We start from the raw sequence: 24,175 nt of genomic DNA on the forward strand, positions 1-24,175 counted from the left end.
GTGCACGGGAGGCTTGCCCCATGACCGAGGCTCCCCCCAGCTCGCCGCCGGCCGCGCGCGTCCGCAACCTCACCAAGACCTACGGCACCGGGCAGGCGCTGGTCCGCGCGCTGGACGACGTGACGCTCGACCTCGCGGCCGGCGAGTTCACCGCCGTGATGGGACCGAGCGGGTCGGGCAAGTCCACGCTGATGCACTGCTGCGCTGCCCTCGACACCGCCGATGCCGGCCAGGTGTTCATCGGCGACCAGGACATCACCCGGCTCAAGGACAAGGCGCTGACCCGGCTGCGGCGCGACGAGATCGGCTTCGTGTTCCAGTCCTACAACCTGGTCCCGACCCTGACCGCCGAGGAGAACATCAAGCTCCCGATGGCGATCGCCGGGCGGCACCCCGACCACGCCTGGTACGACGCGGTCGTCGACACCGTGGGCCTCGCGGACCGGCTCAGCCACAAGCCGAGCGAGCTCTCCGGTGGCCAGCAGCAGCGGGTCGCGGTGGCCCGGGCGCTGGCGAGCCGGCCCCGGATCGTGTTCGCCGACGAGCCGACCGGCAACCTCGACTCCCGCTCCGGCGCGGAGGTCCTGGAGCTGCTGCGCCGCAGCGTCGTCGACCACGGGCAGACCATCGTGATGGTCACCCACGACCCGGTCGCGGCGGCGTACACCGACCGCGTGGTGTTCCTCGCCGACGGCCGTGTCGTCGATGAGCTGCGCAGCCCGACCCGCGAGCAGGTCCTCGACGTCATGAACCGGATGGCCGAGCGGGCGCCCGAGCCGACGGCATGATCCGCGCCGCCCTCAAGAGCCTGCTCGGGCGCAAGGTGCGCCTGCTGATGAGCACGTTCGCCATCGTGCTCGGCGTCGCGTTCGTCGCCGGCACGCTGATCTTCTCCGACACCCTGAACCGCAGCTTCACGGCGCTCTTCGCCTCCACGGTCGGCGACGTCGTGGTCCGCCCCGAGGGCGGTACGACGGCCGACGGTGCGCCGTCCAGCGTCACGCTCCCCGCCAGTCTCCTCGACAAGCTCCGCGACGTCCCGGGCGCGGCCCGGGTGGACGGCAACGTCAGCGCGATCGGCGTCTTCGTCGTCAGCGACGACGGCAAGGTGGTCAGCGGCTTCGGCCCACCGGCGATCGGCGGCAACTGGTCCGACGCGCCGGCCGGCCACGGGCTCGAGGGCCTCGAGATCGTCGACGGTCACGAGCCTCACGGGCGAGGGGAGGTGGTCCTGGACGAGCGGACCGCCGAGCGGGCCGGGTACGCCGTCGGCGACACCGTCACGATCATCCCGTCCACGACGTCCGTGCCGGAGCCCGGCGAGACCCTCCAGCCGCCGACCCGGCTGCAACCCACGCTGGTCGGCATCGCCGGGTTCCCCGGCGGCGGGTCGCTCAACGGCGCGACGTACGCCGCGTTCGACACCCGGACCGCGCAGGACCTGTTCCTGGGCGGGCAGGACGTCTACACCGACGCGTGGGTGACCGCCGGCGACGGCGTCAGCCAGGGCGACCTGCGGGACGCGGTCGCGGCCGAGCTGCCCGACGGCACCGAGGCCGTCACCGGGGACGACGCGGCCGACGAGTCCGCCTCCGACCTGCTGAAGGCGATCTCGTTCCTCACCACGTTCCTGCTGATCTTCGCCGGCATCTCGCTGGTGGTGGGCGCGTTCCTGATCGTCAACACGTTCTCGATCCTGGTCGCCCAGCGCAGCCGGGAGCTCGCGCTGCTCCGCGCCCTCGGCGCCTCGAAGCGGCAGGTCACCTGGTCGGTGCAGCTGGAGGCCTTCGTGCTCGGGGTCGTCGGCTCGACAGTCGGCCTCGGCCTCGGTGTCCTGCTCGCGATGGGCATCCGCGCCCTGTTCGCGAACTTCGGCCTCGACCTGTCCGGGCAGCCGCTGATCTTCGCGCCGCGCACGTTCCTCGCGGCGTACGCCGTCGGCATCGTGGTCACCATGGCCGCCGCGTGGCTCCCCGCGCGGCGCACCGCCCGGATCGCCCCGGTCCAGGCGCTCCGCGACGACGTGGCCCTCCCGGAGTCGTCGCTGCGCCGCCGGTTCGTCGCCGGCGCCGTGCTGGTGGCGCTCGGGCTGGGGTGCCTGTGGTTCGGCCTGTTCGGCGACCTCCCGCACGGCGGCTGGCAGACCGGCGGCGGCATCCTCGCGATCCTGCTCGGCGTCGCGGCGGCGAGCCCGGTGATCTCCCGGCCGTTCCTGGCCGTCGCCAGGGCGGTGTACGCCCGGCTGTTCGGCACCGTCGGCCACCTGGCGGGACAGAACGCCCTGCGCAACCCGCGGCGGACCGCCGCCACGGCCTCGGCCCTGATGATCGGCCTCGCGCTCGCCTGCACGATGGCGATCGTCGGCGACTCCGCCAAGGCCAGCGTGGACCGGTCGATCGAGGAGAACTTCGTCGGCGACTACGTCGTCAGCAACGTGATCGGCTCGGAGTTCACCCCGGCCATCGGCGACCAGATGGAACAGGTGGACGGCGTCCGGCGCGTGGTCCGCGAGCGGTTCAAGCAGGTCGAGCGGAACGGCGACCGGATGTCGGTGTCCGCGCTCGCCCCCGGCGACGTCGGCCCGCTCGAGCTCGACGTCAGCGACGGCGCGGCCGACGGGCTGGCCACCGGCTCGGTCCTGGTCCAGCGGTCCTGGGCCGACGACGAGGACCTCGGGGTCGGCGACCACGTCGACCTCGACGTGCCGGTCGGCGAGCGGACCTACCGGATCGCGGGGATCTTCGAGGACAACCCGATCGTGGTGGCGCCCGTGCTGATGACCCTCGACGACCTCAGCGCCGCCGGCTTCACCGAGAGCGACAACGTCCTCATCATCTTCACCGACCACTCGGCCGGCATCCAGGACCGGCTCGACGCGGTCGTCGCCGACCTGCCGGTCGTGACCGTCAAGAACCAGGCCGAGTTCGCCCAGGAGCAGCGGGAGCCGATCGACCAGTTCGTGCTGATGATCTTCGCCCTCCTCGGCCTGGCGCTGGTGATCGCGGTGCTCGGGATCGTCAACACGCTCGCGCTGTCGGTCATCGAGCGCACCCGGGAGGTCGGCCTGCTGCGCGCGATCGGCGTCAGTCGACGGCAGCTGCGCTGGATGATCACCCTCGAGTCGGTCGTGATCGCCGTCCTCGGAGCCGTCCTGGGGGTGCTGCTGGGCATCGGCTTCGGCGTCGCCCTCATGTACGCCGTGCGCGACCAGGGGCTCGAGGTGATCAGCGTCCCGTACGGGCAGCTGGCCGTCTTCCTGGCGCTGGCGGTGGTCATCGGGGTGCTCGCGGCGGTCTTCCCGGCGCGCCGGGCCGCGCGTCTCGACGTACTGAGGGCGATCGCGACCGACTGACCGCGGGCGGGGCCGCCGCGCCGGCGGTTTCGCCGATCCGGGGACGAAACCGGGCTAGGCCACCTACATTTCCCCCTGTGGACGAGTTGCTGGTGACTGAGGGGCGCGCGCTCAAGCACGTCCAGGTGCGCGAATACGTGCGCACTCTCGTCACGGGGGCGGCACCCGGTTCACCTGCACCCAGCGAGCGTGAGCTGGTGCACCGCTTCGGGGTCGCCCGCATGACCGTGAGACAAGCCATGGATGCCCTCGTCGTCGAGGGCCTTCTCGAGCGGATCCCGGGGAGGGGCACGTTCGTCGCCCGTCCGCGCCGGGCCGCGAGCCGGCTGACGAGCTACACCGAGGAGATGGCGCGCCGCGGCCTGCTGGGCGAGTCGCAGACCCTCCTGGCCCGCCGCGAGCAGGCCGGACCCGGTGTCGCCCGGGCGCTGAACGTGACCGAGGGTGACGCCGTCATCCACTGGCGGCGCCTGCGCCGTGCCGACGGCCAGCCGATGTGCGTGGAGGACGCCTACCTCAACGAGGTGCTGATCCCGGGCTTCCTGCAGAGCGGCATGCCGACCAGCCTGTACGACGCGCTCGAGTCGCGCGGCCTGCGGCCGACCTGGGCCGAGGACTCGGTGAACGCCGACGTCGCCGGCGACGAGGAGGCCAAGCTGCTCGAGATGGAGACGGGCGGCCCGGTGCTGCGGCACTCGCGTCGCGGGCTCTCGGGCGAGAAGGTCGTCGAGGTGTCGCGGACGGTGTACCGGGCGGACCGCTACACGATGTGGATCCAGGTGGGCTCGGAGGGATAGACCCTCACAGCCCGCCCAGGGGGGCGACGACGTCGCCGGTCTCCTCGCAGACCCACACCGGGTCGGGACCGCCGAGGTCGGGCTGGATGTACAGCGCGTGCACGGGGGCGCGGTCACCGCAGTCCAGGCACAGCGGCCAGCGGCCGACGGTCTCGAACAGGGCGTCCTGGACGTCCTGGGCGACCAGCCCGGCGACGTACTGCGCACCCTCCGGCCACTGCTCCGCCCACCACTTGCGCTGGGACACCGCGTCCTCGAGCGCCGACACCGCCGGAGCGGTCGCCTGTTGACGGGCCTGCAGGTCGGCCAGCACGCGGGCGCGCGCGTCGAACAGCAGGGTGTTGTCCATCCCCCCATCATGCCCCTCGCCGGAAAGGCGACCGGGCCAGCGCGGCTCCGTCCGTGGCCCGGCCGGCGGACCTACGATGCCCGCATGGACACCTCGCTCCTCGAGGTCGCCGTCCTGGACCCGCGTGACGTCCCCGGTGCGCAGGAGGGCGGCGCCGACCGGCTGCACCTCGCGACACCGGAGGGTATGTCGCCCGAGCCCGCGACCGTGTCGGCCGCCTGCCGCGAGACCGACCTCCCGGTCTTCGTGGTGCTGCGCCTGAACGACACCTGGAGCACCACCGGGGGCGAGCTCACCCGGCTGGTCGGGCTGGCCGAGGACTACCTGGGATCCGGCGCCACGGGCGTGTCCTTCGAGTTCCTGGACGCCGACCTCGAGGTGGACGCCGAGGTGTGCGGCTACCTCGCCGGCCAGCTGCCGAACGTCCCGTGGACCTTCGGCCGGGCCGTCGACGACACCCTCGACCTGCGCCGCTCCTGGCGCCGGCTCGCGGACCTGCCCGACCTGGTCGCGGTCTGCTCGGCGGGCTCGCCGCGCGGCCTGGAGGCGGGGTACGACGAGCTCCTCGCCCTGGTTGCCGGCGACCCCCTGGTGGCCCGCACCCTGATGCCCGGCGGCGGCCTGGTCGCCGAGCAGGTGCCGTGGTTCGTCCGGGCCGGCGTCCGCCAGTTCCGGCTCGAGCGCCAGGCGCGCACCGGCGCGTCGTACCGGTCCTACGTCGACGCCGGCCTGGTCCGCTCGTGGCGGCTGCTGCTCGACGACGCGACGGAGCGCGCGCAGCGCACTGCCGGATGATCTACATCGACCCGCCGAACGCCGCCGGGCACGGCCGGCTCTGGTCGCACCTGGCCAGCGACGTGTCGTACGACGAGCTGCACGCGTTCGCCCGCGTGATCGGCATCCCCGAGCGCGGCTTCGACCGCGACCACTACGACGTGCCCGCCGAGTGGTACGACCAGGTGGTGGCCGCCGGCGCCACCGCAATCTCGTCCCGGGAGCTGGTGCGGCTGCTCAGCGAGGCCGGCCTTCGGCGTCGCAAGACCGGTAGTCCCTGACGAAAATGTCGTTCGCAGGCCGGTTGGAGGACATTTCGGGCAGGGACTACCCGAGCAGCGCGCCGAGCTCCGCCGCCACGTTCGCCCGGGCGGTGACCTCCCAGGTGGCCCGGGCGTAGGCGGTCTGGAACAGGTGCGGTTTGTCGAGCAGGTCCCGGAGGATCGCCGCACGGCCGGCCGCGAAGTCGGTGTCGGAGAGGTGCGCCCACTCGCGGCGCACCGAGGCGACGTACTCGTCGTACCGGTCCCGCGGCGCCGCCAGGATCGCCAGGTCGGCGTCGGAGAGCGTGCAGCCGTTGCGGTCGTCGTCGGCGGGGCGGTGGTGCTCGGTGACCAGCACCAGCCGGACCACCTCGGCCACGGTCGCCGGGTCGACGATCGTCGGCAGCGCCTCTGCGGCCCAGGCGGCCGAGCGCTTCTCCGCGTCCGGCTGGGCGTCGTACACGCTGTCGTGGAACCACGCCGCGAGCACGACCGCCATCCGGTCGAAGTCCTCGTCATGGCTCGCCAGCTCGTGGATCCGCTCCAGCACCTCCGCGAGGTGGCGGGAATCGTGGTAGCCGCGGTCGGGGTGCGCGTACGACGCCACGAGCTGCGCGCCGAGCTCGCGGGCGCCGGGCAGCGGCCAGGCCGGCAGGAGGTCCACGACGGACATGGAAGCAGGGTCGGCACCCGGGGCGCTACGGTGTGCCAGACCAATAGAACGTGTTGCAGAAATCAGGGGGACCGATGACCGCGAGCAAGGAGCGGATCCGCGAGGTCGTGGACGAGTACGTACGCCTGGTCGCGACCGGGACCGCCGCCGAGATCGCCGCGCTGTACGCCGAGGGTGCGACGATCGAGGACCCGGTCGGGTCCGACGTGCTCACCGGCGCCGAGGCGATCACCGCCTTCTACTCCGGCCTCGAGGGCCTGGAGCAGAAGACTCGGCTGATCACGCTGCGGGTCGCGGGCGGGGGTGCGGCGTTCCACTTCGAGGTCCAGACGTTCGCGGACGGGGTCACCTACACCCTCGCGCCGTTCGACGTGATGGCCTTCGACGACGACGGGAAGATCACGTCGATGCGCGCCTACTGGGGCGACGACGACATGGTCATCGGTTAGGCCTCACAACCCGGCTTGGTCTGCGGGGACAGGCGATCGATGCCGAGGTCGCCGACAAAGGTGTGCTCGTTCTCGGTGACGTCGAAGTCGGCGTGCTCGGTCCTGACGTACTGGCAGCGGTTCGGCTCCGTCCCGAGATAGTCGGAATCGGGTCCGGGCTGCACGACGATGGTCACATCCGACTGCGTGTAGATGAGTCCGGTGACCTGGAAGTAGCCGTTCTCGTCAGTGGTGGCTTCACCCAGCTCGCTCCCCGTACTCGACCAGACCTGCACCCTCGCGCCCTGGAGGGTTCGACCGGTCTGGGATGCGTCGACGACATTGCCCTCGACCCAGGCCCCGTGCCGGGTGACGTTGAACTTGCCGGACGTGAAGCCGTTGGGCTTCACGTCGGCCTTCTGCACCGCGCCGGTCTTCGCGAGCCACGGACCCGCCCCCTTGAACTCGGCGTCGTAGCCCCCTGCGTACAACCCCTTGAACACGAACGTGCCGTTGCCGGACGTCGCCGACCACCACTGGCCGGTCTGCTTGCTGGTGACAGTCAGGGTCGTCTTCTGCTTCACGAGACCATTCGGCGAGAACAGGTAGACGGTCATCTGCCCCGCCCGTTTGGTGAGCCTGATGGTCATGTTCTTGGGCGAGCCCGGCTTCACCGCTCCAGCCCAGCTGCTCTTGCCCACCCAGGTCTTCGACCTGTCGAAGGTGAAGACGGAGTACTGGCCCTGCGGGAGACCGCCGATGGCGAACTGGCCCTTGCTGTTGGCCTGGGTGGAGAAGGACTGCTGGCCCTTGCTGGCTGCGACGATCGTGGCACCGCCCAGCGGCCTACCGTGGCCGTTCCTGGCTGTGCCGGTGATGACGGCGCCCGCCTGCATCGTCACGTTCCGGACACTGAGGTCGTTCGGGCGAACCGTCACCTGGGTGTCGGTGGGCGCGTACTTCGTCACGTCGTACGCCGGCCGCTGATCGACGAACTGCAGGTGGTAGGTGCCGGCCGGAAGCGTCAGCGAGTAGCCGTGCGCCCCGGTGCCGAGCTTTCGTTGGCCGAGATAGGTCCAGTTCCTGTCGAACCACAGGAGCTTCAGACCCGGGCACTTCGAGTGCTTGGGCGGACAGGTGATGCCCCCATTCACGATCCCCTTGTCGCCCGCGGCCTGCGCCGGCGTGCCGGCACCGGCGGCGGCCAGCGTCGCGACGAGCGCGACGAGCAGCACCAGGACGGCGCGGACGCGGCGAGCGGGGGAGCGCATGGGCCTCATCGTAGGGAGCCCCGTCCGGACCGCCGTGCAAGGAAGGTTCAGGCTTTCCTCAAGACGCGCTCGTCCCGGCCGGGAGTCATCGCCCACCGGATCGTCCCGGTGGCGAGCCCCCCGAGCACCCGCACCACGGTCCGCTCCGAGACCGGCAGCCAGGGCAGCCGCAGCGGCCGCCGGGTCCACCGCGGCATCAGGCCCACGGCGGCCGCGATGAGCACGCCGTACGGCGCCCGCGCGAGAAGCGGCAGGTCCGGGTGCAGCACCAGGTACGTGACGGCCTCGCGCGCCTCGGGCGTGCCGCGCAGCTCCGGCCGGTACGCCGTCAGCACCTCGGCCAGCTCCGCCTCGGTCGTCGGCGGGTCGACCACGCCGAGCCGGGCCGCGATCTCCGCGCTCTGGGCCACGTAGGTGTCCCGCTCGGCGCCGACGAGCGGCTCCACGCCGTACACGTCGTGCGCCCGCAGGAAGCTGTCCACCTCGGCCGCGTGCACCCAGCCCAGCAGGTGCGGGTCGCTGGCGGAGTACGTCGACCCGTCGGGCATCTTGCCAGTGACCCGGTCGTGGATGGCGCGCACGATCGCGACCGCCTGCTCGGCGTCCTCGACGGTCCCGAACGTGGTGACCGCGATGAACCGGCTGGTGCGGGCCAGCCGCCCCCACATGTCGCCGCGGTAGCCGGAGTGCTCCGCGACGCCGCGCATCGCGGCCGGGTGGAGGGTCTGCAGCAGCACGGCGCGGATCCCGCCGATGAACATCGCCGCGTCGCCGTGCACCCGGGCGATCGGGCTGTCCGGCTCGAACCACCGCGGCCCCGGCGTGCCGTGGATCCGCTGGGCGTGCGCCGCGCCGTCCGGTCCCGCGACGCGCAGGAACAGCTGCTGACCGAGCCTCTCTCGTACCGCCCTCACGCCCCGACAGTACGTCGGGCCGCAACGGTCGAGCTGCGGACGCAGACCCTCGACCTGGCTGCTGCTCCGGGTCCTCGCAGGCTCGGACCCGGGCAGCTCAGGTCTCGATACGCCGGTCCCGACCTCCTGCGTCGGCCGGGCGGCTACTCGACCTGGCTGCTGTTCCGGGTCCTCGCAGGCTCGGACCCGGGGCAGCTCACGCGTCCCAGGTCCGGAGCCAGATGGCGTGCTCGGCCTCGGCGAGCTTGGCGAGGGCGTCGGAGGGCAGCGGGTCGAGCGTGTCGGTCACGACGTACCCCTGCTCGCCGCGCGTGGAGAGGTACTGCCCGGTGACGTTCGCGCCGGCGTCGGCCAGCACGCCGTTCACGCTGGCGAGCACGCCCGGGACGTTGACGTGCAGGAAGCCGATCCGGTGGCCGGCGGTGAGCTGCGGGGCCTGGACGGCGGGGATGTTGACGGAGAGCTCCGTGCGGCCCTCCAGCGCGAAGCCGCCGAGCTTGCCCGCCACGAAGTAGCCGATCTCCTCCTGGGCCTCCTGGGTGGAGCCGCCGACGTGCGGTGTGAGGATCACGTTGTCGAGGCCGCGCAGCGCGGACTCGAACGGGTCGCCCTGCGCCTTGGGCTCGACCGGGAAGACGTCGAGCGCGGCGCCGGCGATGTGGCCGGACAGGATGTTCTCGCGCAGCGCGACGTCGTCGACGACCATGCCGCGCGAGGCGTTGATGAACAGGCTCCGCGGCCGCATCCTGGCGAACTGCTCGGCGCCGAACATCCCGGCGTTGCCGGGCCTGCCGTCCACGTGGATGCTCACGACGTCGGCCTCGGCGAGCAGCTCGTCGAGGCTGGTCACCCGGCGGGCGTTGCCGTGCGCGAGCCGGTCCGCGGTGTCGAAGAAGATCACCCGCAGGCCCATCGCCTCGGCCAGGTTCGACAGCTGGGTCCCGATGTTGCCGTAGCCGACGATGCCGAGCGTGCGCCCGCGGATCTCGTGGCTGCCCTTGGCGGACTTGTCCCACACCCCGGCGTGCATCTTCTCGGTCTTCTCGGCCAGCCGGCGGGCCAGCACGATGATCTCGCCGATGACGAGCTCCACGACGCTGCGGGTGTTGGAGTACGGCGCGTTGAACACCGCGATGCCGCGCTCGGCGGCCGCGACGAGGTCGACCTGGTTGGTGCCGATGCAGAAGCAGCCGACCGCCAGCAGGTCCTGGGCCGCGTCGAGCACCCGCCGGGTCAGGTGGGTGTTGGACCGGATCCCGAGGAGCTGGACCCCGGGCAGCGCGCCGATCAGCTCGTCCTCGGACAGGGACCCGGTCCGCAGCTCCACGTCGAAGCCGCGCGCCTCGAGGATCTCGACGGCGACCGGGTGGATGTTCTCCAGCAACAACACCTTCACGGTCAGCCAGCCTAGGTCGGACCCGGCGTGCGGCCGAAACGCCGCCGAACGCTGGGACGCGGCGTCAGGGCCTCATCCAGTGCGGGTGGGTGTGGTCGCCCTTGCAGACGTACCGCCGGCCGCGGGCGTCCCAGCCGCTGTGGCCGTAGCTCGCCTGGGGGCAGAACGCGCCGCCTCGGATGCAGCTGCCGCTCGAGGTGCGCGTGCAGGGGTGGGTGAGCCGGAGGCTGACGTCGCTCGGCGGTGCCGCGTGCGCCGGCACCGAGACGAGGCCGGCGAGCACGATCGCGAGGGTCGCGACGAAGGTACGGATGCTCATGCACCCAGGAGACACCGCTCTGCCGGCCGTCGTGGCGGAACCCGGAAACCGGCCGACGCCGGCGCGGACTGCAACCGGATCCGCGCGTGGCGCGTCGTACGTGCATCATCAGCAGGACGTGGAGGGCGGGGACCGGCATGATGCACGGCATGGGAGCACGCAGGCGCACCGGCGCCGTTCTGGTCGCGTTCGCCGCGGCCCTCACCACCATCCTGGCGCCGACGGCCTCAACGGTCGCCGCCACCGGGGGTGCCGCGGCCCCTGACCGGGCCACGGTGGCCGGTGACCGGGGAAGCTGGCAGGTCCAGTCCCTGGGCGGCGACCGGTACCAGGTCGCCTGGCGCTCACCGGGCCGGTTCCCGCTCAGCAGCGACAGACCGACCATCGTCGGGCCGGCCGGGATGCTCCTCGGGGCCCCGACCATCGCCGCGGACGGGCGCACCGTCCAGGCGGTCGTCACCTCGGCGACCCGCCCCGACCCGGCGGACCTCGACGTGCTGCTCTCCGGCGACCGGCTGGACGACACGGGCGACAACCGCGCCCGCGTCACCTCCCGGAGCACGCCGACGGGCAAGGCGCTCGACCTCCCGGGCACGGTCACACTCGCGGACGACCCCGCGAGCCCGGGCCCGTACGCCGTGGCCACCAGCGACTACCAGCTCGACCCGGTCAAGCTCGCCGGGATGCCCGAGCCGATCGAGATGGTCGGCCACGTCGTCGAGCCGGCGGCCGACGCCCCGACCGGCCCGCGACCGCTGGTGCTGTTCCTGCACGGCCGCCACAGCGTCTGCTACGACCCCGGCGACTCCGGCGACGAGGGCTCGTGGCCGTGCCAGCCGCCGATGAAGGAGATCCCGAGCCAGCTCGGGTACGACTACATCCAGCGGGTGCTGGCGTCCCAGGGCTACGCGACCGTGTCGATCCGCGTGAACGGCATCAACGCCCAGGACTACCGCCTCCCCGACGGTGGCGCCGACGCGCGCGCCCAGATCGTCGAGCGGCACCTCGACCACTGGGTCGGTCTCGCCGCCGACCACCAGGTCGACCTCAGCCGCGTGGTGCTCGTCGGGCACAGCCGCGGCGGCGAGGGCGTCGACCGGGCCTCGATCCAGATCCCGCTGACCGCGCCGTACCGCATCGTCGGCCAGGTGCTGATCGCGCCGACGAACTTCGGCACCCAGACCGCGCCGTTCGTCCCGACGGTGACGCTCCTGCCGTTCTGCGACGGCGACGTGAGCGACCTGCAGGGCCAGCGGTTCACCGACGTCTCCCGTGATCTCACGACGGGCGACACGTCCCTGAAGAGCTCGGTCCTGGTGATGGGCGCGAACCACAACTACTTCAACACCGAGTGGACGCCGGGCCTCGCCCAGGCGCCGGCCTGGGACGACTGGTACGGCGCGAAGCGCGACGAGTGCGGCACCAAGAACCCCGACCGTCTCACGCCGGCGGAGCAGCAGTCGGTCGGGACGGCGTACGTCGCCGGCGCGGTCCACCTGTTCGCGGACGACGACCAGGCCGTGCTGCCGCTGTTCGACGGCTCCCGCGCGACCGTGCCCTCGATCGGTGACGCCCAGGTGCTCAGCGAGGCGGTCGGGGGCGGCCGCGACGTGCGCACCCCAGGTGGCTCGGCCCCGCTCGACCTCGCCGACGGCGCGAGCACCCGGATGTGCCAGGGCGTCAACGACTCCACGAAGCGCTCGTCCTGCACCTACGGCATCGACTGGGCCGGGGTGCACCCGCACTGGCCGGAGCAGTACGAGCGGCTGGTGCCCCGCGAGTTCTTCGAGATGAGCTGGACGGCGGCGGGCCAGTCCGGCGGCATGGTCCTCGACGACCCCCTCGACCTGAGCACGAGCCGGCTCGCGCTGCGCACGATCGTGGACCCGGAAGCGGGGGACGTCGACCTGCGGGTCCGGGTCACCGACGCGGACGGCGACGCCGCCGTACTGACCCCCGTCGGCGGCGGCACCCTGCCGGGGCTCGGCCAGGGCCTCGGCACCGAGAAGCTCTGGGCGCAGACCCTGATGGTCGACCCCTCCGGCGCGACCGGCGTCGACCTGACCCGCATCACCCAGGTCGACCTGGTCAGCGCGAGTGACGGCGGCCGCGTGTGGGTGGCCGACCTCGGCACGGCGCCGGCCGCGCTGGCCGACGTACCCGAGCAGCGGCTGCCGACCATCGACGTCGGCCGGGTCCGCATCCCCGAGGGCGACGGCCCGGGCACGGCCACCGCGCACCTGCCGTTCACGGTGAGCGGCGCGGTCACCCGCCCGGCCCGGTTCTCCGTGGTCACCGTCGGCCAGCAGGTCGGCGACATCCAGCGGTTCACGATCGACCTGGCGCCGGGGCAGACCTCGGGCAGCATCCCGATCAGCTACCAGCCCGACCGGCGCGACGACTTCGCGAAGCTGATCACGCAGGTCTCGACGTGGGCGGTGCGCAACATGATGACCGACGCGTACGTCGGCGACCTCACCGTCCTCGACGACGACCCGACGCCGCGGATCACCGTCCGCCCGGTCGAGCGGACGGTCGCCGAGGGCGATCGCGCGGAGTGGCAGGTCACGCTCTCGCGGCCGGTCGACTACGACCTGTTCGTCACCGGCCGGGTGGTTCGCGGACCGGCGCCGAACGCGGCGGCGGGCGACGTGTCCCGCACCTGGCTCCGCTCGCACCTCGGCGAGGACCTCGACCTCACCAAGCCGCTGTGGTCCTACCACCCCTACGTGTTCGACGAGCTCAAGGCCGGCCGGACCCAGGTCACGCTCCGGATCCCGACCCGCAAGGACGCCGTGGCCGAGGGCCGCGAGGCCCTGACGCTCAAGCTCAAGCTGGGCAGGTCGCGGTTCGAGCGGACGGTCTTCGTCAGAGGCTGAGGAGGATCGCTCCGACGACGATCAGGAGCACGAACAGCATCGTCACCACGAACACCCAGAGCCCCGGGCGCTGCTGGTGGGCCAGCCCGATCCGTCCCCGCGAGAACTGGTGCCACGGGGGCGCGTAGAAGACGTCCACGGCCTGCCCCTCGGCGACGTCGACGTCGAGCTCGGCCTGGCCGTACTCGCGCAGCCACTGGCAGCGGGCGTCGACGTGCCAGCGGCCGGGCGGGACCGGGTGCGTCGACTCGCCGTACCCGGCGTGCACGGGGTAGCCGTTGAACCTGATCGCGGGCCTGATCATGTTGCTCGTCAGGGAGTTGCCCGCGACGGTCAGCCGGATCCACCCCGTCGGCTGCGGCGCCTGCTGCTGGGACATGCGCGCAGCGTAGGGCCCGCCGGGCTCCGACGGTGCAGGTATCCGGGGCCGGGCCGGACTCAGGCAGGCAGGTCCTCGGCGTCGACGATCCGGTACGCGTACCCCTGTTCGGCGAGGAACCGCTGCCGGTTCTGGGCGAAGTCGGCGTCGACGGTGTCGCGGGAGACGATCGTGTAGAAGTGCGCGGACCGGCCCTCGGTCTTGGGCCGCAGCAGCCGGCCGAGGCGCTGGGCCTCCTCCTGCCGGGAGCCGAACGAGCCGGACACCTGGATCGCGACCTCGGCGGAGGGCAGGTCGATCGAGAAGTTCGCGACCTTCGAGACCACGAGCAGCCCCACCTCACCGGAGCGGAACGCGTCGAAGAGCCGCTGGCGCTCGCGCACCGGGGTCTCGCCCTTGATCACCGGCGCGTCCAGCGAGGCGGCGAGCTCGTCGAGCTGCTCGATGTACTGCCCGATCACCAGCGTCGGCTGGCCGGCGTGCGACGAGACGAGCTGGCGCACCACGTCGATCTTGTGGTGCGTGCAGGACGCCAGCCGGTAGCGCTCCTCGGGCTCGGCGGTCGCGTAGACCAGCCGCTCCGACGAGGGCAGCGACACCCGCACCTCGACGCAGTCCGCCGGTGCGATCCAGCCCTGCGCCTCGATGTCCTTCCACGGCGCGTCGTAGCGCTTGGGGCCGATCAGCGAGAACACGTCGCCCTCGCGGCCGTCCTCGCGCACCAGCGTCGCGGTCAGGCCGAGCCGCCGCCGGGCCTGGAGGTTCGCGGTCATCCGGAAGATCGGCGCCGGGAGCAGGTGCACCTCGTCGTACACGATCAGGCCCCAGTCGCGGGCGTCCAGGAGCTCGAGGTGCGGGTAGACGCCCTTCCGCTTCGTCGTCAGCACCTGGTACGTCGCGATCGTGACCGGGCGCACCTCCTTGACGGCACCGGAGTACTCGCCGATCTCGTCCTCCGTCAGGGAGGTACGCCGGACCAGCTCGTCCTTCCACTGCCGCGCGGACACGGTGTTCGTCACGAGGATCAGGGTCGTCGCCCTCGCCTCCGCCATCGCGGCCGCGCCGACCAGGGTCTTGCCGGCGCCGCACGGGAGCACGACGACGCCGGATCCCCCGTGCCAGAAGGACTCCGCCGCCTCGCGCTGGTAGGTGCGCAGGTGCCACTCGGACTCGTCGAGCGCGATCGGGTGGGCCTCGCCGTCGACGTACCCCGCGAAATCCTCGGCCGGCCAGCCGATCTTGAGCAGCGCCTGCTTGAGGTTGCCGCGCTCGGACGCGTGCACGACCACGGTGTCGTCATCGAGCCGCGCCCCGACCATCCCGGCGACCTTCTTGGCGCGCAGCACCTCCTCGAGCACGGGCCGGTCGTTCGACACCAGCACCAGGCCGTGCGTGGGGTGCTTCTCGAGCCGCAGCCGCCCGTAGCGCGCCATGGTCTCCGCGACGTCGACGAGCAGCGCGTGCGGTACGGCGTACCGGCTGTACTCCAGCAGCGTGTCGACGACCTGCTCGGCGTCGTGCCCCGCGGCGCGCGCGTTCCAGAGCCCGAGCGGCGTCAGCCGGTAGGTGTGCACGTGCTCGGGTGACCGCTCCAGCTCCGCGAACGGCGCGATCGCCTTGCGGCACTCGGCCGCGCGCTCGTGGTCGACCTCGAGGAGCAGGGTCTTGTCGGACTGGACGATGAGGGGACCGTCGTGGGTCACGAGACGACGCCCGCCTTCTGCCGCGCACGGAACGCGGCGACGTTGGCACGGGAGGAGCACCGCTCGGAGCAGTAGCGGCGGGACCGGTTGGGCGAGGTGTCCACGAAGACGTGGGTGCACGGCGCGGCCGAGCAGACCCCGAGGCGGTCGGGGCCGAGGTCGCACACCAGCGTGGCCAGGCCGAGCAGGGACTCACCGACCACCAGGTCGGCGACGGTGGCGTTGTCGGTCGCGACGTGCAGGTGCAGGTCGCCGTGCTCGTGGTCGGAGATCCGCGGCGTGATGGGGTGCCGGGACATCAGCTCGTTGAGGCCGCCGACGACCTCGGAGACGCGGTCCGCCTGGCCGGCCTCGAACACCGGCCGCAGCTCGCGCTGGAACTTCCGCAGCAGCATGCAGTCGCGGTCGGTCGCCCGCTCGCGGAGCCGGTCGCGGCCCTCGAGGTACGCCGTCAGGCCGTCGACCTGCGACAGGTCGGCGTTCAGCAGCGCGGCCGAGGCCTCGGCGTACTTGAGGAAGTCCACTGTTCAATCGTACGGATCAGGCGTCTACCGGCCGCACCGTCGTGATGCGGTGCACGGCAAAGGTTCGCACGTCGTCGCTGCGGTGGTCGTGCGCGGTCAGCGAGCCACCCTCGACGCGGAGCGGGTCGACGAGCCGCTCGGAGGTGGTGCCGTGGTTGTCGACGTACCCGATCAGCACCGTCGACCGCGACTCGACCGCCTCGCGCAGCGCGGCCATGGAGCCGCTGGGCGACAGCGACGCCGCGGGCGCCTCGGGGCGGGCGGACTCCGCGCGGTCCCCGGCCCGGATCGCGGTCACGGCGTGCGAGACGTGGGCGGCGTCCCGCGCGGAGCGGACGGCGCGGCCGCGGTGCTCCCTCGGTGTCCGAGCGCGCAGGGCGTCGGGCCGGGCGACGTGCACGGTGCCGTCCGCGGCCTCGACCACGGGAGCGGCGCCGAGGTCGCGGAGCCGGGGGAGCAGCACGTCCAGCGGCGTCGAGGCGACCAGGACGGTCGGCGCCAGCCGTCGCAGCCCGAGGGTCCCGGCACGGGGGTGGTGCAGCAGCTCGGTCAGCGCGGCCTCGTCGTCGGAGCGCAGGAACGCCTCGGCGTGGCCGACCCGCACGGTGCCGAAGGTCCGGGCGGTGTCGTCGACGAGGTACGACAGCGGCTGGGGGACCGGGGTCCGGGAGACCGACGCGACGAACTCGTGCACCTCCGCGGCCGACCAGCCCATGTCGAGGGCGCGCCGCACCGACCCGGGCGTGAACCGGTAGACGGTCGCCCCGCCGCGGGACTCGACGTCGGCGACCAGCTGCAGCTTGCGGGCCAGCTGCGACTCCAGCGGCCCGGGGGCCACCGCCGTGAGGTCCGCCTGGAGCAGCACGTGGTCGACCGGCTCGGGCAGCAGCGCGGCCAGCGACTTCTCCGCGACCGGGCGGTCGCCGGCCAGGAACGCGCGGCCGTACGACGTCAACCCGTTGAGCGAGACCAGCCCCAGCACCGCCGCCTCGTCCAGCGACCACACGACCTGGTCGGCGCGGGTGCGCGGCCGGCGGGGGCGCACCCACGCGACCCGCTTGACCAGCGACGGGACGCCGGTGCCGGCCGCCAGCACGGTCCCCGGCGGCAGCGCGGCCAGCTCCGCGAGCGCCATCCGCCGGCTCTCGACCTGGTGCACCCCGGCCAGCTCGGGCGCGAGCGCGTTCCACACCTTGCCGGCCGGGTCGCGGCCGCCGACCAGTCCCGGCATCCGCGGGCTCTCCAGCCACGCGGCGACCAGCGTCGCCCAGCGCTCCACGACCGGCCGCTGGACCCACTGGTCGTACAGGTCGGTGGGGATCCAGACCGGGTTGCCGTCCGGGTCGGCGGCGGTCGCGAGCAGCCCCGCGGCGTACGCCGTCTCGATCAGCGTCGCCGCGGTCGGCTCGTCGACGTGCAGCTCGGCAGCGGTCGCCTTGAGGTCGCGGACGCCCAGGCCCCCGCTGCGCAGGGCGGCCGGCGGGTGGAGCCCCCAGTGGTCGAGCAGCAGCTCGACGCGGCGGACCGCCTCGAACGCCGCGCCCGCACCGGCCCGGTCGACCAGCGACTCCGCCCGCTCCGAGGTGGCCGGCTCCGGCACGTCGTCGACGCGCTCGGTGGTGGTCCGGCCACCCCGCAGCGCCACACCGACCTCGCCCGGCAGCACCACGACGCCGCCTCCGCGGGGCACCAGCAGCCGGCGCGCGAGCAGCTCCTCCGCGGGCGTCTCCGCGTCCTCGGGGAGCACCGTGTGCCGCGAGGTGCCGGTCGTCGCCTCGCCGCCCGACGCCAGCACGTGCTCCAGCAGCGCCCGGGCCGGCTCCGACAGCTCGCCGAGCCGTCGGCGCACCTCTTCCTGCGCCGGCGCCTCGGCGGAGAACGGCCGCAGCCCGCTGAGTGACAGCGCGTCGGCGACCCCGCTCAGCGCCCGGAGACCCTGCGGTGTCTCCCACGCGAGCGCGAGCCCGAGCAACCGGTCCACCGCGGCCTCCACCGAGGCCGGGGCGGCGTCGACGAGCGCCGCGAGCCCGGGTCCGGTGGTTTGGCCGGCGACCACGAGGGCATCTAGGACACTGAGCTCGGCGTGTGTCAGCTGGTCGAGCGCACGCAGCAGCGAGGACCGGGTGGCCGCACGTGACGCCAGCTGGCCTGAGTCGTGAGGGGCCGGTGTGGCGAGATCGGGACGGTCGATGAGCAGGCGGGACAGCCGGTCGTCCGGCCAGCTGCGCAGCTGGTCGGCGAGAGAGCGGTATCCCGTGGACATCCCTCCCAAATTACCGGCAGGGTGCGCGGGATGAGGCAGGTCGAGCTGCACCACGGTGCCGCGACCGACGTCGGGCGGGTCCGCGAGGTCAATGAGGACGCCTACCTCGCCGTACCGCCTGTGTACGTCGTCGCGGACGGCATGGGTGGCCACGCGGGCGGTGACGTCGCCAGCGCGATCGCGGTCGAGGAGTTCGGCCGGATGGCCGAGGCCGGCTACGACCCGACCCGCGGCCGGGACGCCGTGGCCGGCGCTCTCGACGCGGCGCAGCGCCGGATCCTGGAGTACGCCGACGAGCAGGAGCGCCACGGCATCGAACGGCGCCGCAGCGCGGGGACCACCGTCGTCGCGGCGCTCCTCGTCGAGGAGGCCGGCGGCCCGGCCTGGCTGCTCGCGAACCTCGGCGACTCACGCGTGTACCGGTTCGGCGACGGCCGGCTCGACCAGGTCAGCACCGACCACAGCCTGGTCCAGGAGCTCGTCGAGGCCGGGCAGATCACCCCCGGGCAGGTCGCGACCCACCCGGACCGGAACGTCATCACCCGGGCCCTCGGCGACGACGTGGGCGTGCAGGCCGACTACTTCGTCGTACCCCTGGCCGAGGCGGAGCGCATCGTCCTCTGCAGCGACGGCGTCAGCGGCATGCTCGACGACGACACGATCGCCACCATCCTCGCGGAGGCGGCCGACCCGCGGGACGCCGCCGACCGGCTGGTCGCGGCCGCGGTCGTCGCCGGCGGCGAGGACAACGCCACCGCCGTCGTCGTCGACGTCGTCGGCATCTCCGCCGATGGCGCCGACGAGGCCTACGACGCCGAGCGCCAGCGCGCCAGCCTCGAGGAGAAGCTGGGGGGCGGCTCGTGAGCTGGTCCTACCGCGGCGGCGACTGGTTCGGCATCTTCGGCGAGAACGCCGTCGTCGTGCTGCCGCCGTCGGAGAAGGCACGGGTGGCGGGCGTCTGGGAGCTCGTCGACGACGGTGCCGGCTTCGACGAGACCCTCGACGCGCTGATCTCCGCCGGGCTGCGCGACCTGCCGGGCTTCGTGCTCGTCAGCCGCGACGGCGCCGAGACCCGGGTGGTGCTCCGGGGCGCTGCGTACGCGCACTTCGCGGCCGGCGACGAGGTCGTGCACGTCGACGGCGACTCCGCGACGACCTGGGTGGAGCGCACCATCGCCGGTGTCAACCGGATCCACCTCGAGGTGTCCGGTGAGCACGGCGCCGAGGACCTGGTGCTGTCCGGTGGCCTGGTGCGGATCGCGTCCGCCGAGTGGCAGGACGAGGACGCCCGCAGCGACGTCGACCACGACGGCCTCACCCAGGGTGGCACCCCGACCCCCGAGCGGGCGCTGCCCGGCATCCCCGGCCAGCCCCCGGCCCCCGCCGTCACGGCCCGGCCGGTCGCCCGGCTGTTGTTCCCCGGCGGCCACGCCGTCGACGTCGACCGCGTCGTCCTGGTCGGTCGGGCGCCGGAGACCCGCGCCGGCGCCGGCGACGAGTCGCGCCAGGTCCGCGTGGACAGCCCGCACCAGGAGATCTCCGCGACCCACCTCGAGATCCGTCCCGGGTCGGGTGCCGACCACGGCTCCGCCGTCGTCACCGACCTCGGCTCCACGAACGGCACCCTCCTCGTCCAGCCGGGGCTGCCGCCCGAGGACCTCAAGGCCGGGGTCGCCGTCCAGCTGATCCCCGGCGCCGTGCTCGACCTCGGGGACGGAGTGAGTATCCAGGTCGTCAACCCGTGAGCCCCCGGCCCGACGAACCGGCCGACCTGGACCGCCGGTTCTACGCGTTCGCGGTCGACCGGCTGGTCGCGTGGACGATCGATGCGGTCGCGGCGTACCTCGCGTGGCGCTACCTCGTCGACGACGGCCGGGTCGTCGCGGGCGTCGCCACCGTCGCGGCCGTCGTGCTGGTGGTGTACGCCGGGTTCGCCGTCGTGCTCGGTGTCACCGGCAGCTCCCCGGGCAACGCCGTGGTCGGCATCCGGGTCCTCGGCGTCGGCACCGGCGCCCCGATCGGCGCCGGTCCCGCGCTGCTGCGCCAGCTGGTCCTGGGGCTCGCCACGCTGCCGAGCTTCGGCCTCGGGACCGCGACCCTCGCCTGGACCGCGGCGATGGACCCGAGCGGGCGCCGGCACGGCTGGCACGATCGGGTGTGCGGCTCGGAGGTGCTCGACGTACGCCCGGCGCCCGAGGAGCCGGAGGAGGTCGAGGTGGGGCCTCGGCACGTCGTGAACCTCACCGCGATGCGACTGGTGCCCCCACCGGCGACTCCTCCGCCGGCTCCGCCGGTGACTCCACCCGGGCCGGCCCCTGCGGCCCCCCCGCAGCACCGCGCCGCCGTGCGGGAGGCGGTCCCGCCGAAGCAGCAGCTGGGCTACCCGCTGGTGCCCGACGCTCCGGGACCGGTCGCGCGGTGGCGGGTGAGCTTCGACTCGGGCGAGTCGTTCGTCGTCGAGGGCCTGACCCTGGTCGGCCGCAAGCCCGAGCCGCGGTCCGGGGAGACGCCCGGGCACCTGGTCGCGCTGCGCTCGGAGGACATGTCGCTCTCGAAGACCCACGCGCAGCTGCAGGTCCTTGCGGACGGCGTGCTGGTGGTGCTGGACCGCGGATCCACGAACGGATCGGTGCTGCTGCGCCAGGGCGTCGCGCGCGATCTCACCGCCGGGCGGCCGACGACGCTGCTCGACGGCGACCACGTCCGGTTCGGTGACCGGATCATGTCGGTCGCGCGGGAGCCCTGAGCGGGACATCTCCCGGTTTTGGTCACGGTCCGATAACGAACGGGCCCGGCTCTTCCGCTCGGCGCGTCCGGCCGTGTCAACTGCTCCCCCCTGACCAGTGACTCGGCACTGCGATCCGGTGTCGGACTCTGCCAGGAATCCCGGGCGGACCACGCCCCGACACCTCAGGAGGCATCTCTTGCGAAGGACCCGCGTCGCCGCCACGGCGACCGCAACCCTCATCGCGGCGGCAACAGCGCTGTCGCTCACCACCCCGCAGGCCGGCGCGGCGCCGTCCGACACGGACCGGTACGCCGACCCGGGGGCACCCGCCCTCGGCAAGGTCGTCTCGGACGTCTTCGACCAGCCGTGGGAGAAGAAGTACGACGAGCGCAACCGGGCCGCGCTCGAGAAGCAGATCCGCACCGGCGGCACCGGTGACTCGGTCAAGCTCGGCAAGGGCAAGTACGGCCGCGTCGGCACCCCCGAGCAGACCGACAAGATCTTCGTCGTGCTCGCCGAGTTCGGGAACACCCAGCACTCGGCGTACCCCGGCCAGTCGGACGACGCCCAGCGCGTCGACGGCCCGCTGCACAACCAGATCCCGAAGCCGGACCGCAAGGTGGACAACTCCACCAACTGGCAGCCCGACTACGACCAGTCGCACTACCAGAACCTCTACTTCAACCGGATGAAGGAGTTCTACCAGCAGCAGTCCTCGGGCCACTACTCGATCGACGGCACGGTCACCGACTGGGTGAAGGTCCCGTTCAACGAGGCCCGCTACGGACGCGACTACTGCGGCGACATCGTGTGCAGCAGCACGTACTTCCTCATCCGCGACGCCCTCGCCATCTGGGTCGACGACCAGCTCCGGGCCGGCAAGACCATGGACGAGATCACCGCCTACCTCAAGTCGTTCGACCAGCAGGACCGGTACGACTACGACGGGGACGGCAACTTCAACGAGCCCGACGGCTACATCGACCACTTCCAGATCGTCCACGCGGGCGGCGACGAGGCCGACGGCGACCCGCTGTACGGCAACGACGCCATCTGGAGCCACAAGTCCTTCGCGCAGATCGAGCCGTACGGCACCGGCCCGACGGACGGCGGCAAGTTCGGTGGCGTCAACGTCGGTGAGGGCGGTCTGTCCGACCCGAACGGCGCGAAGGTCGACATCCCGAACAACCCGACCGGCGTGTGGGTCGGCAACTACACCATCCAGCCCGAGAACGGCGGCCTGAGCGTCTTCGCGCACGAGTTCGGCCACGACCTCGGCCTGCCGGACCTGTACGACACCTCCGGCAACACCGGTGGCGCCTCGAACACCGTCGAGCACTGGTCGCTGATGTCGCAGTCCCGCGGCACCGCCAAGCGCGACCAGGGCATCGGCGACCGGCCGCAGTCCTTCGGCGCCTGGGAGAAGCTGCAGCTCGGCTGGCTGAACTACCGCAAGGTCGGCCTCGGCAAGAACGAGACGTTCCGGATCAACCCGAACTCGTCCGACAGCGCCGGCAAGAAGGCCGCGCTCGTCATGCTGCCGAACCGCCAGGTCCCGCTGGACCTGGGCGACCCGGCCGCCGACGGCGGGACGAAGTACTTCTACAGCGACAAGGGCAACGAGATCAGCACCTCGATGGCCCACGACGTCGCCGCTGGTGGCCAGCTGACCGCCGAGGTCAGCTACGACACCGAGAAGGACTACGACTACTGGTACGTCGAGTCGAAGACCGCCAGCTCGGACTGGGCGCCGGTCCCGACGAACCTCAGTGACGACGCTGACAACAACGGCACATCGGGCACCACCGACGGCGAGTGGGTCGACCTGACCGCCGACATCCCGGCCGACGCGACCGGCGTCCGGTTCCACTACGTCACGGACCCGGCTGTCGCCGGCACCGGCCTGCGGGTCGACAACGTGGCGCTCGACGGCACCACCCTGGGCACCGCCGAGACCGACGAGGGCTGGACGCTCGACGGCTTCCGTACCACCACCGGTCACGAGATGCAGTCGTTCATGAACGCCTACATCGTCGACAACCGCCAGTACGTCGGCAACGACAACCTGCTGTCGCACGTCTACAACTTCCGCAACGTGCACAGCCTGAAGATGTCGAACTGGGTGGACTTCTTGAAGTTCCAGCCGGGCGCGCTGATCTCGTACTGGAACACCGAGTACAGCGACAACAACGTGGGTGACCACCCCGGCGAGGGCCAGATCCTCCCGGTCGACGCCCACCCGGGTCTGGTGCACCTGGGCGACCAGCTGCTCCGGACGAAGGTCCAGACGCTGGACTCCACGTTCGGGGTCAGGAAGACCGACGCCCAGACGGTCTGGCTGAACGGCGAGAAGGTCAACCTCCCCGCCCGCAAGGCCGTGTCGAAGTTCGACGACACCCAGACCTGGTGGCACTCGCGCGACAAGCACGGTGCGGCCGACCACCCCGGCTCGTACAAGCCGGGCTGGATCGGCGTGAACCCGCCGAAGACCGGGACCACGATCACGGTGCTCAAGGTCAAGAGGAACGGCGTGATGATCGTTCGGGTCCACACCCCGAAGGCCAGCTGACACGCGGATGACGTGATGGGCCCCGTCGATCCCCAAGGGATCGGCGGGGCCCATCGCTTCGTGTGCGGCCGACCATGGCGTCCAGAACTATCTCGACCCGGTGGTTCCCGCGGCCTTCCCGCGACGGAGGTGGATGCGTAGCGTGCCTCTATGAGCTTCGAGTACGAGGGCACCGTCACGACGAGCGCATCTCCGAAGGACGTCTGGCACCTGTGGTCGGACGTCGGCAGCTGGCACTGTTGGGACCCGTCCGTGCAGCAGGTCTGCATGGAGGGCCACTTCGCCGAGGGCGCCGCGGGGACGATGACCCTCGTCGGTGGCCTCGAGGCGCCGTTCGTCCTCGAGATCGTCGAGCCGAACAGCCGGTTCCTGGACCGGGTCACGATGGGTGACCTGGTCATCCACATCGACCACGAGGTCAAGGCCACCGACACGGGCTCGGAGGTCACCGTGCGCACGCACCTCTCCGGGCCCGGTGCCGCCGACGTCGGGCCGATCGTCACGGGTGACACCCCGAAGGCGCTCGAGGCCCTGGTCCGGATGGCCGAGCACAAGTCCTGACCCGACCTGTCGTACCGGGGCACGCCCGTTCGT

The 24,175-nt window shown here is 72.4% G+C and carries 22 protein-coding genes; 12 read left to right on the plus strand and 10 right to left on the minus strand.

The window, feature by feature from the left end; translation table 11 throughout:
• Positions 1-20: 20 nt before the first annotated feature.
• The 3 genes from ACVW2K_RS06560 to ACVW2K_RS06570 all read left to right on the plus strand — a co-directional run bounded on the left by ACVW2K_RS06560 (position 21) and on the right by ACVW2K_RS06570 (position 4,149).
• A complete protein-coding gene (locus ACVW2K_RS06560) occupies positions 21-788 on the plus strand; it encodes an ABC transporter ATP-binding protein (RefSeq protein ID WP_457201974.1) in 768 nt (255 codons plus the stop codon).
• On the plus strand, positions 785-3,352 hold the full coding sequence (locus ACVW2K_RS06565) for an ABC transporter permease (protein WP_457201975.1): 2,568 nt from the start codon (positions 785-787) through the stop codon (positions 3,350-3,352). Before ACVW2K_RS06560 ends, ACVW2K_RS06565 begins: the two co-directional genes overlap by 4 nt.
• A gap of 92 nt (positions 3,353-3,444) precedes the next feature.
• Positions 3,445-4,149, plus strand: a complete 705-nt coding sequence (locus ACVW2K_RS06570; protein ID WP_231496143.1) for a GntR family transcriptional regulator — start codon at positions 3,445-3,447, stop codon at positions 4,147-4,149.
• Positions 4,150-4,153: 4 nt separating this feature from the next.
• Here the strand turns inward: ACVW2K_RS06570 and ACVW2K_RS06575 are convergent, their stop codons facing one another.
• Positions 4,154-4,498, minus strand: a complete 345-nt coding sequence (locus ACVW2K_RS06575; protein ID WP_028636452.1) for a hypothetical protein — start codon at positions 4,496-4,498, stop codon at positions 4,154-4,156.
• Between the two features lie 84 nt (positions 4,499-4,582).
• On the opposite strand from ACVW2K_RS06575, the gene ACVW2K_RS06580 reads away from it, so the two are divergent.
• Both ACVW2K_RS06580 and ACVW2K_RS06585 read left to right on the plus strand, forming a co-directional pair.
• On the plus strand, positions 4,583-5,293 hold the full coding sequence (locus ACVW2K_RS06580; RefSeq protein WP_036569543.1) for a copper homeostasis protein CutC: 711 nt from the start codon (positions 4,583-4,585) through the stop codon (positions 5,291-5,293).
• The gene (locus ACVW2K_RS06585) at positions 5,290-5,553 is read left to right on the plus strand and encodes a DUF4031 domain-containing protein (protein WP_457201976.1); all 264 of its coding nucleotides are present in this window, start codon (positions 5,290-5,292) and stop codon (positions 5,551-5,553) included. The genes ACVW2K_RS06580 and ACVW2K_RS06585 overlap by 4 nt, the downstream gene beginning before the upstream one ends.
• Before the next feature lie 46 nt (positions 5,554-5,599).
• On the opposite strand, the gene ACVW2K_RS06590 is transcribed toward ACVW2K_RS06585, so the two are convergent.
• A complete protein-coding gene (locus tag ACVW2K_RS06590) occupies positions 5,600-6,208 on the minus strand; it encodes an HD domain-containing protein (protein WP_457201977.1) in 609 nt (202 codons plus the stop codon).
• A gap of 74 nt (positions 6,209-6,282) precedes the next feature.
• Here ACVW2K_RS06590 and ACVW2K_RS06595 point away from each other — a divergent pair, with 74 nt between their 5' ends.
• A complete protein-coding gene (locus ACVW2K_RS06595) occupies positions 6,283-6,657 on the plus strand; it encodes a nuclear transport factor 2 family protein (protein WP_457201978.1) in 375 nt (124 codons plus the stop codon).
• Here ACVW2K_RS06595 and ACVW2K_RS06600 read toward each other — a convergent pair.
• The 4 genes from ACVW2K_RS06600 to ACVW2K_RS06615 form a co-directional block, all read right to left on the minus strand.
• Positions 6,654-8,003, minus strand: a complete 1,350-nt coding sequence (locus tag ACVW2K_RS06600) for an MSCRAMM family protein (RefSeq protein ID WP_457201979.1) — start codon at positions 8,001-8,003, stop codon at positions 6,654-6,656. The two genes, ACVW2K_RS06595 and ACVW2K_RS06600, sit on opposite strands and share 4 nt — an antisense overlap.
• Positions 7,955-8,821: an oxygenase MpaB family protein gene (locus ACVW2K_RS06605; RefSeq protein WP_457201980.1), complete on the minus strand. Its 867-nt coding sequence runs from the start codon at positions 8,819-8,821 to the stop codon at positions 7,955-7,957. Before ACVW2K_RS06605 ends, ACVW2K_RS06600 begins: the two co-directional genes overlap by 49 nt.
• 196 nt (positions 8,822-9,017) lie before the next feature.
• Positions 9,018-10,217 (minus strand): phosphoglycerate dehydrogenase, encoded by a 1,200-nt coding sequence (gene serA, locus ACVW2K_RS06610; protein WP_457201981.1) that lies wholly within the window; start codon positions 10,215-10,217, stop codon positions 9,018-9,020.
• Positions 10,218-10,281: 64 nt separating this feature from the next.
• Entirely contained in the window at positions 10,282-10,536 is a 255-nt protein-coding gene (locus tag ACVW2K_RS06615; RefSeq protein ID WP_457201982.1) for a hypothetical protein, read from the minus strand.
• A gap of 149 nt (positions 10,537-10,685) precedes the next feature.
• Here ACVW2K_RS06615 and ACVW2K_RS06620 point away from each other — a divergent pair, with 149 nt between their 5' ends.
• A complete protein-coding gene (locus ACVW2K_RS06620) occupies positions 10,686-13,415 on the plus strand; it encodes a hypothetical protein (RefSeq protein WP_457201983.1) in 2,730 nt (909 codons plus the stop codon).
• On the opposite strand, the gene ACVW2K_RS06625 is transcribed toward ACVW2K_RS06620, so the two are convergent.
• From ACVW2K_RS06625 to ACVW2K_RS06640, 4 genes are read right to left on the minus strand one after another with little or no spacing between them, the layout of a single operon-like run.
• Positions 13,405-13,794 (minus strand): hypothetical protein, encoded by a 390-nt coding sequence (locus tag ACVW2K_RS06625; protein ID WP_028636445.1) that lies wholly within the window; start codon positions 13,792-13,794, stop codon positions 13,405-13,407. The genes ACVW2K_RS06620 and ACVW2K_RS06625 overlap by 11 nt on opposite strands.
• A 59-nt stretch (positions 13,795-13,853) precedes the next feature.
• The gene (locus ACVW2K_RS06630) at positions 13,854-15,497 is read right to left on the minus strand and encodes a DNA repair helicase XPB (RefSeq protein ID WP_457201984.1); all 1,644 of its coding nucleotides are present in this window, start codon (positions 15,495-15,497) and stop codon (positions 13,854-13,856) included.
• Positions 15,494-16,021 carry a CGNR zinc finger domain-containing protein gene (locus tag ACVW2K_RS06635; RefSeq protein WP_028636443.1) on the minus strand — a complete coding sequence of 176 codons (528 nt, stop codon included), beginning with the start codon at positions 16,019-16,021 and terminating at the stop codon, positions 15,494-15,496. Before ACVW2K_RS06635 ends, ACVW2K_RS06630 begins: the two co-directional genes overlap by 4 nt.
• 16 nt (positions 16,022-16,037) lie before the next feature.
• A complete protein-coding gene (locus ACVW2K_RS06640; RefSeq protein ID WP_457201985.1) occupies positions 16,038-18,284 on the minus strand; it encodes a helicase-associated domain-containing protein in 2,247 nt (748 codons plus the stop codon).
• Positions 18,285-18,314: 30 nt separating this feature from the next.
• On the opposite strand from ACVW2K_RS06640, the gene ACVW2K_RS06645 reads away from it, so the two are divergent.
• From ACVW2K_RS06645 to ACVW2K_RS06665, 5 genes are all read left to right on the plus strand, one after another.
• A complete protein-coding gene (locus ACVW2K_RS06645) occupies positions 18,315-19,148 on the plus strand; it encodes a PP2C family protein-serine/threonine phosphatase (RefSeq protein WP_457201986.1) in 834 nt (277 codons plus the stop codon).
• Positions 19,145-20,029 (plus strand): FHA domain-containing protein, encoded by an 885-nt coding sequence (locus ACVW2K_RS06650; RefSeq protein WP_457201987.1) that lies wholly within the window; start codon positions 19,145-19,147, stop codon positions 20,027-20,029. The genes ACVW2K_RS06645 and ACVW2K_RS06650 overlap by 4 nt, the downstream gene beginning before the upstream one ends.
• The gene (locus ACVW2K_RS06655) at positions 20,026-21,030 is read left to right on the plus strand and encodes an RDD family protein (RefSeq protein ID WP_457201988.1); all 1,005 of its coding nucleotides are present in this window, start codon (positions 20,026-20,028) and stop codon (positions 21,028-21,030) included. The genes ACVW2K_RS06650 and ACVW2K_RS06655 overlap by 4 nt, the downstream gene beginning before the upstream one ends.
• A gap of 178 nt (positions 21,031-21,208) precedes the next feature.
• Entirely contained in the window at positions 21,209-23,581 is a 2,373-nt protein-coding gene (locus ACVW2K_RS06660) for an immune inhibitor A domain-containing protein (protein WP_457201989.1), read from the plus strand.
• Between the two features lie 150 nt (positions 23,582-23,731).
• Positions 23,732-24,142, plus strand: coding sequence for an SRPBCC family protein (locus ACVW2K_RS06665; RefSeq protein ID WP_457201990.1), 411 nt, complete (start codon positions 23,732-23,734; stop codon positions 24,140-24,142).
• Positions 24,143-24,175 lie beyond the last annotated feature (33 nt).

Source organism: Nocardioides sp. HB32 (assembly GCF_054058995.1).

Coding starts and splice junctions, on each gene's coding strand:
- ACVW2K_RS06560 (WP_457201974.1), top strand. CDS start 21: ATGACCGAGGCTCCCCCCAGCTCGCCGCCGGCCGCGCGCGTCCGCAAC.
- ACVW2K_RS06565 (WP_457201975.1), top strand. CDS start 785: ATGATCCGCGCCGCCCTCAAGAGCCTGCTCGGGCGCAAGGTGCGCCTG.
- ACVW2K_RS06575 (WP_028636452.1), bottom strand. CDS start 4,498: ATGGACAACACCCTGCTGTTCGACGCGCGCGCCCGCGTGCTGGCCGAC.
- ACVW2K_RS06580 (WP_036569543.1), top strand. CDS start 4,583: ATGGACACCTCGCTCCTCGAGGTCGCCGTCCTGGACCCGCGTGACGTC.
- ACVW2K_RS06585 (WP_457201976.1), top strand. CDS start 5,290: ATGATCTACATCGACCCGCCGAACGCCGCCGGGCACGGCCGGCTCTGG.
- ACVW2K_RS06590 (WP_457201977.1), bottom strand. CDS start 6,208: ATGTCCGTCGTGGACCTCCTGCCGGCCTGGCCGCTGCCCGGCGCCCGC.
- ACVW2K_RS06595 (WP_457201978.1), top strand. CDS start 6,283: ATGACCGCGAGCAAGGAGCGGATCCGCGAGGTCGTGGACGAGTACGTA.
- ACVW2K_RS06615 (WP_457201982.1), bottom strand. CDS start 10,536: ATGAGCATCCGTACCTTCGTCGCGACCCTCGCGATCGTGCTCGCCGGC.
- ACVW2K_RS06620 (WP_457201983.1), top strand. CDS start 10,686: ATGGGAGCACGCAGGCGCACCGGCGCCGTTCTGGTCGCGTTCGCCGCG.
- ACVW2K_RS06625 (WP_028636445.1), bottom strand. CDS start 13,794: ATGTCCCAGCAGCAGGCGCCGCAGCCGACGGGGTGGATCCGGCTGACC.
- ACVW2K_RS06640 (WP_457201985.1), bottom strand. CDS start 18,284: ATGTCCACGGGATACCGCTCTCTCGCCGACCAGCTGCGCAGCTGGCCG.
- ACVW2K_RS06645 (WP_457201986.1), top strand. CDS start 18,315: ATGAGGCAGGTCGAGCTGCACCACGGTGCCGCGACCGACGTCGGGCGG.
- ACVW2K_RS06665 (WP_457201990.1), top strand. CDS start 23,732: ATGAGCTTCGAGTACGAGGGCACCGTCACGACGAGCGCATCTCCGAAG.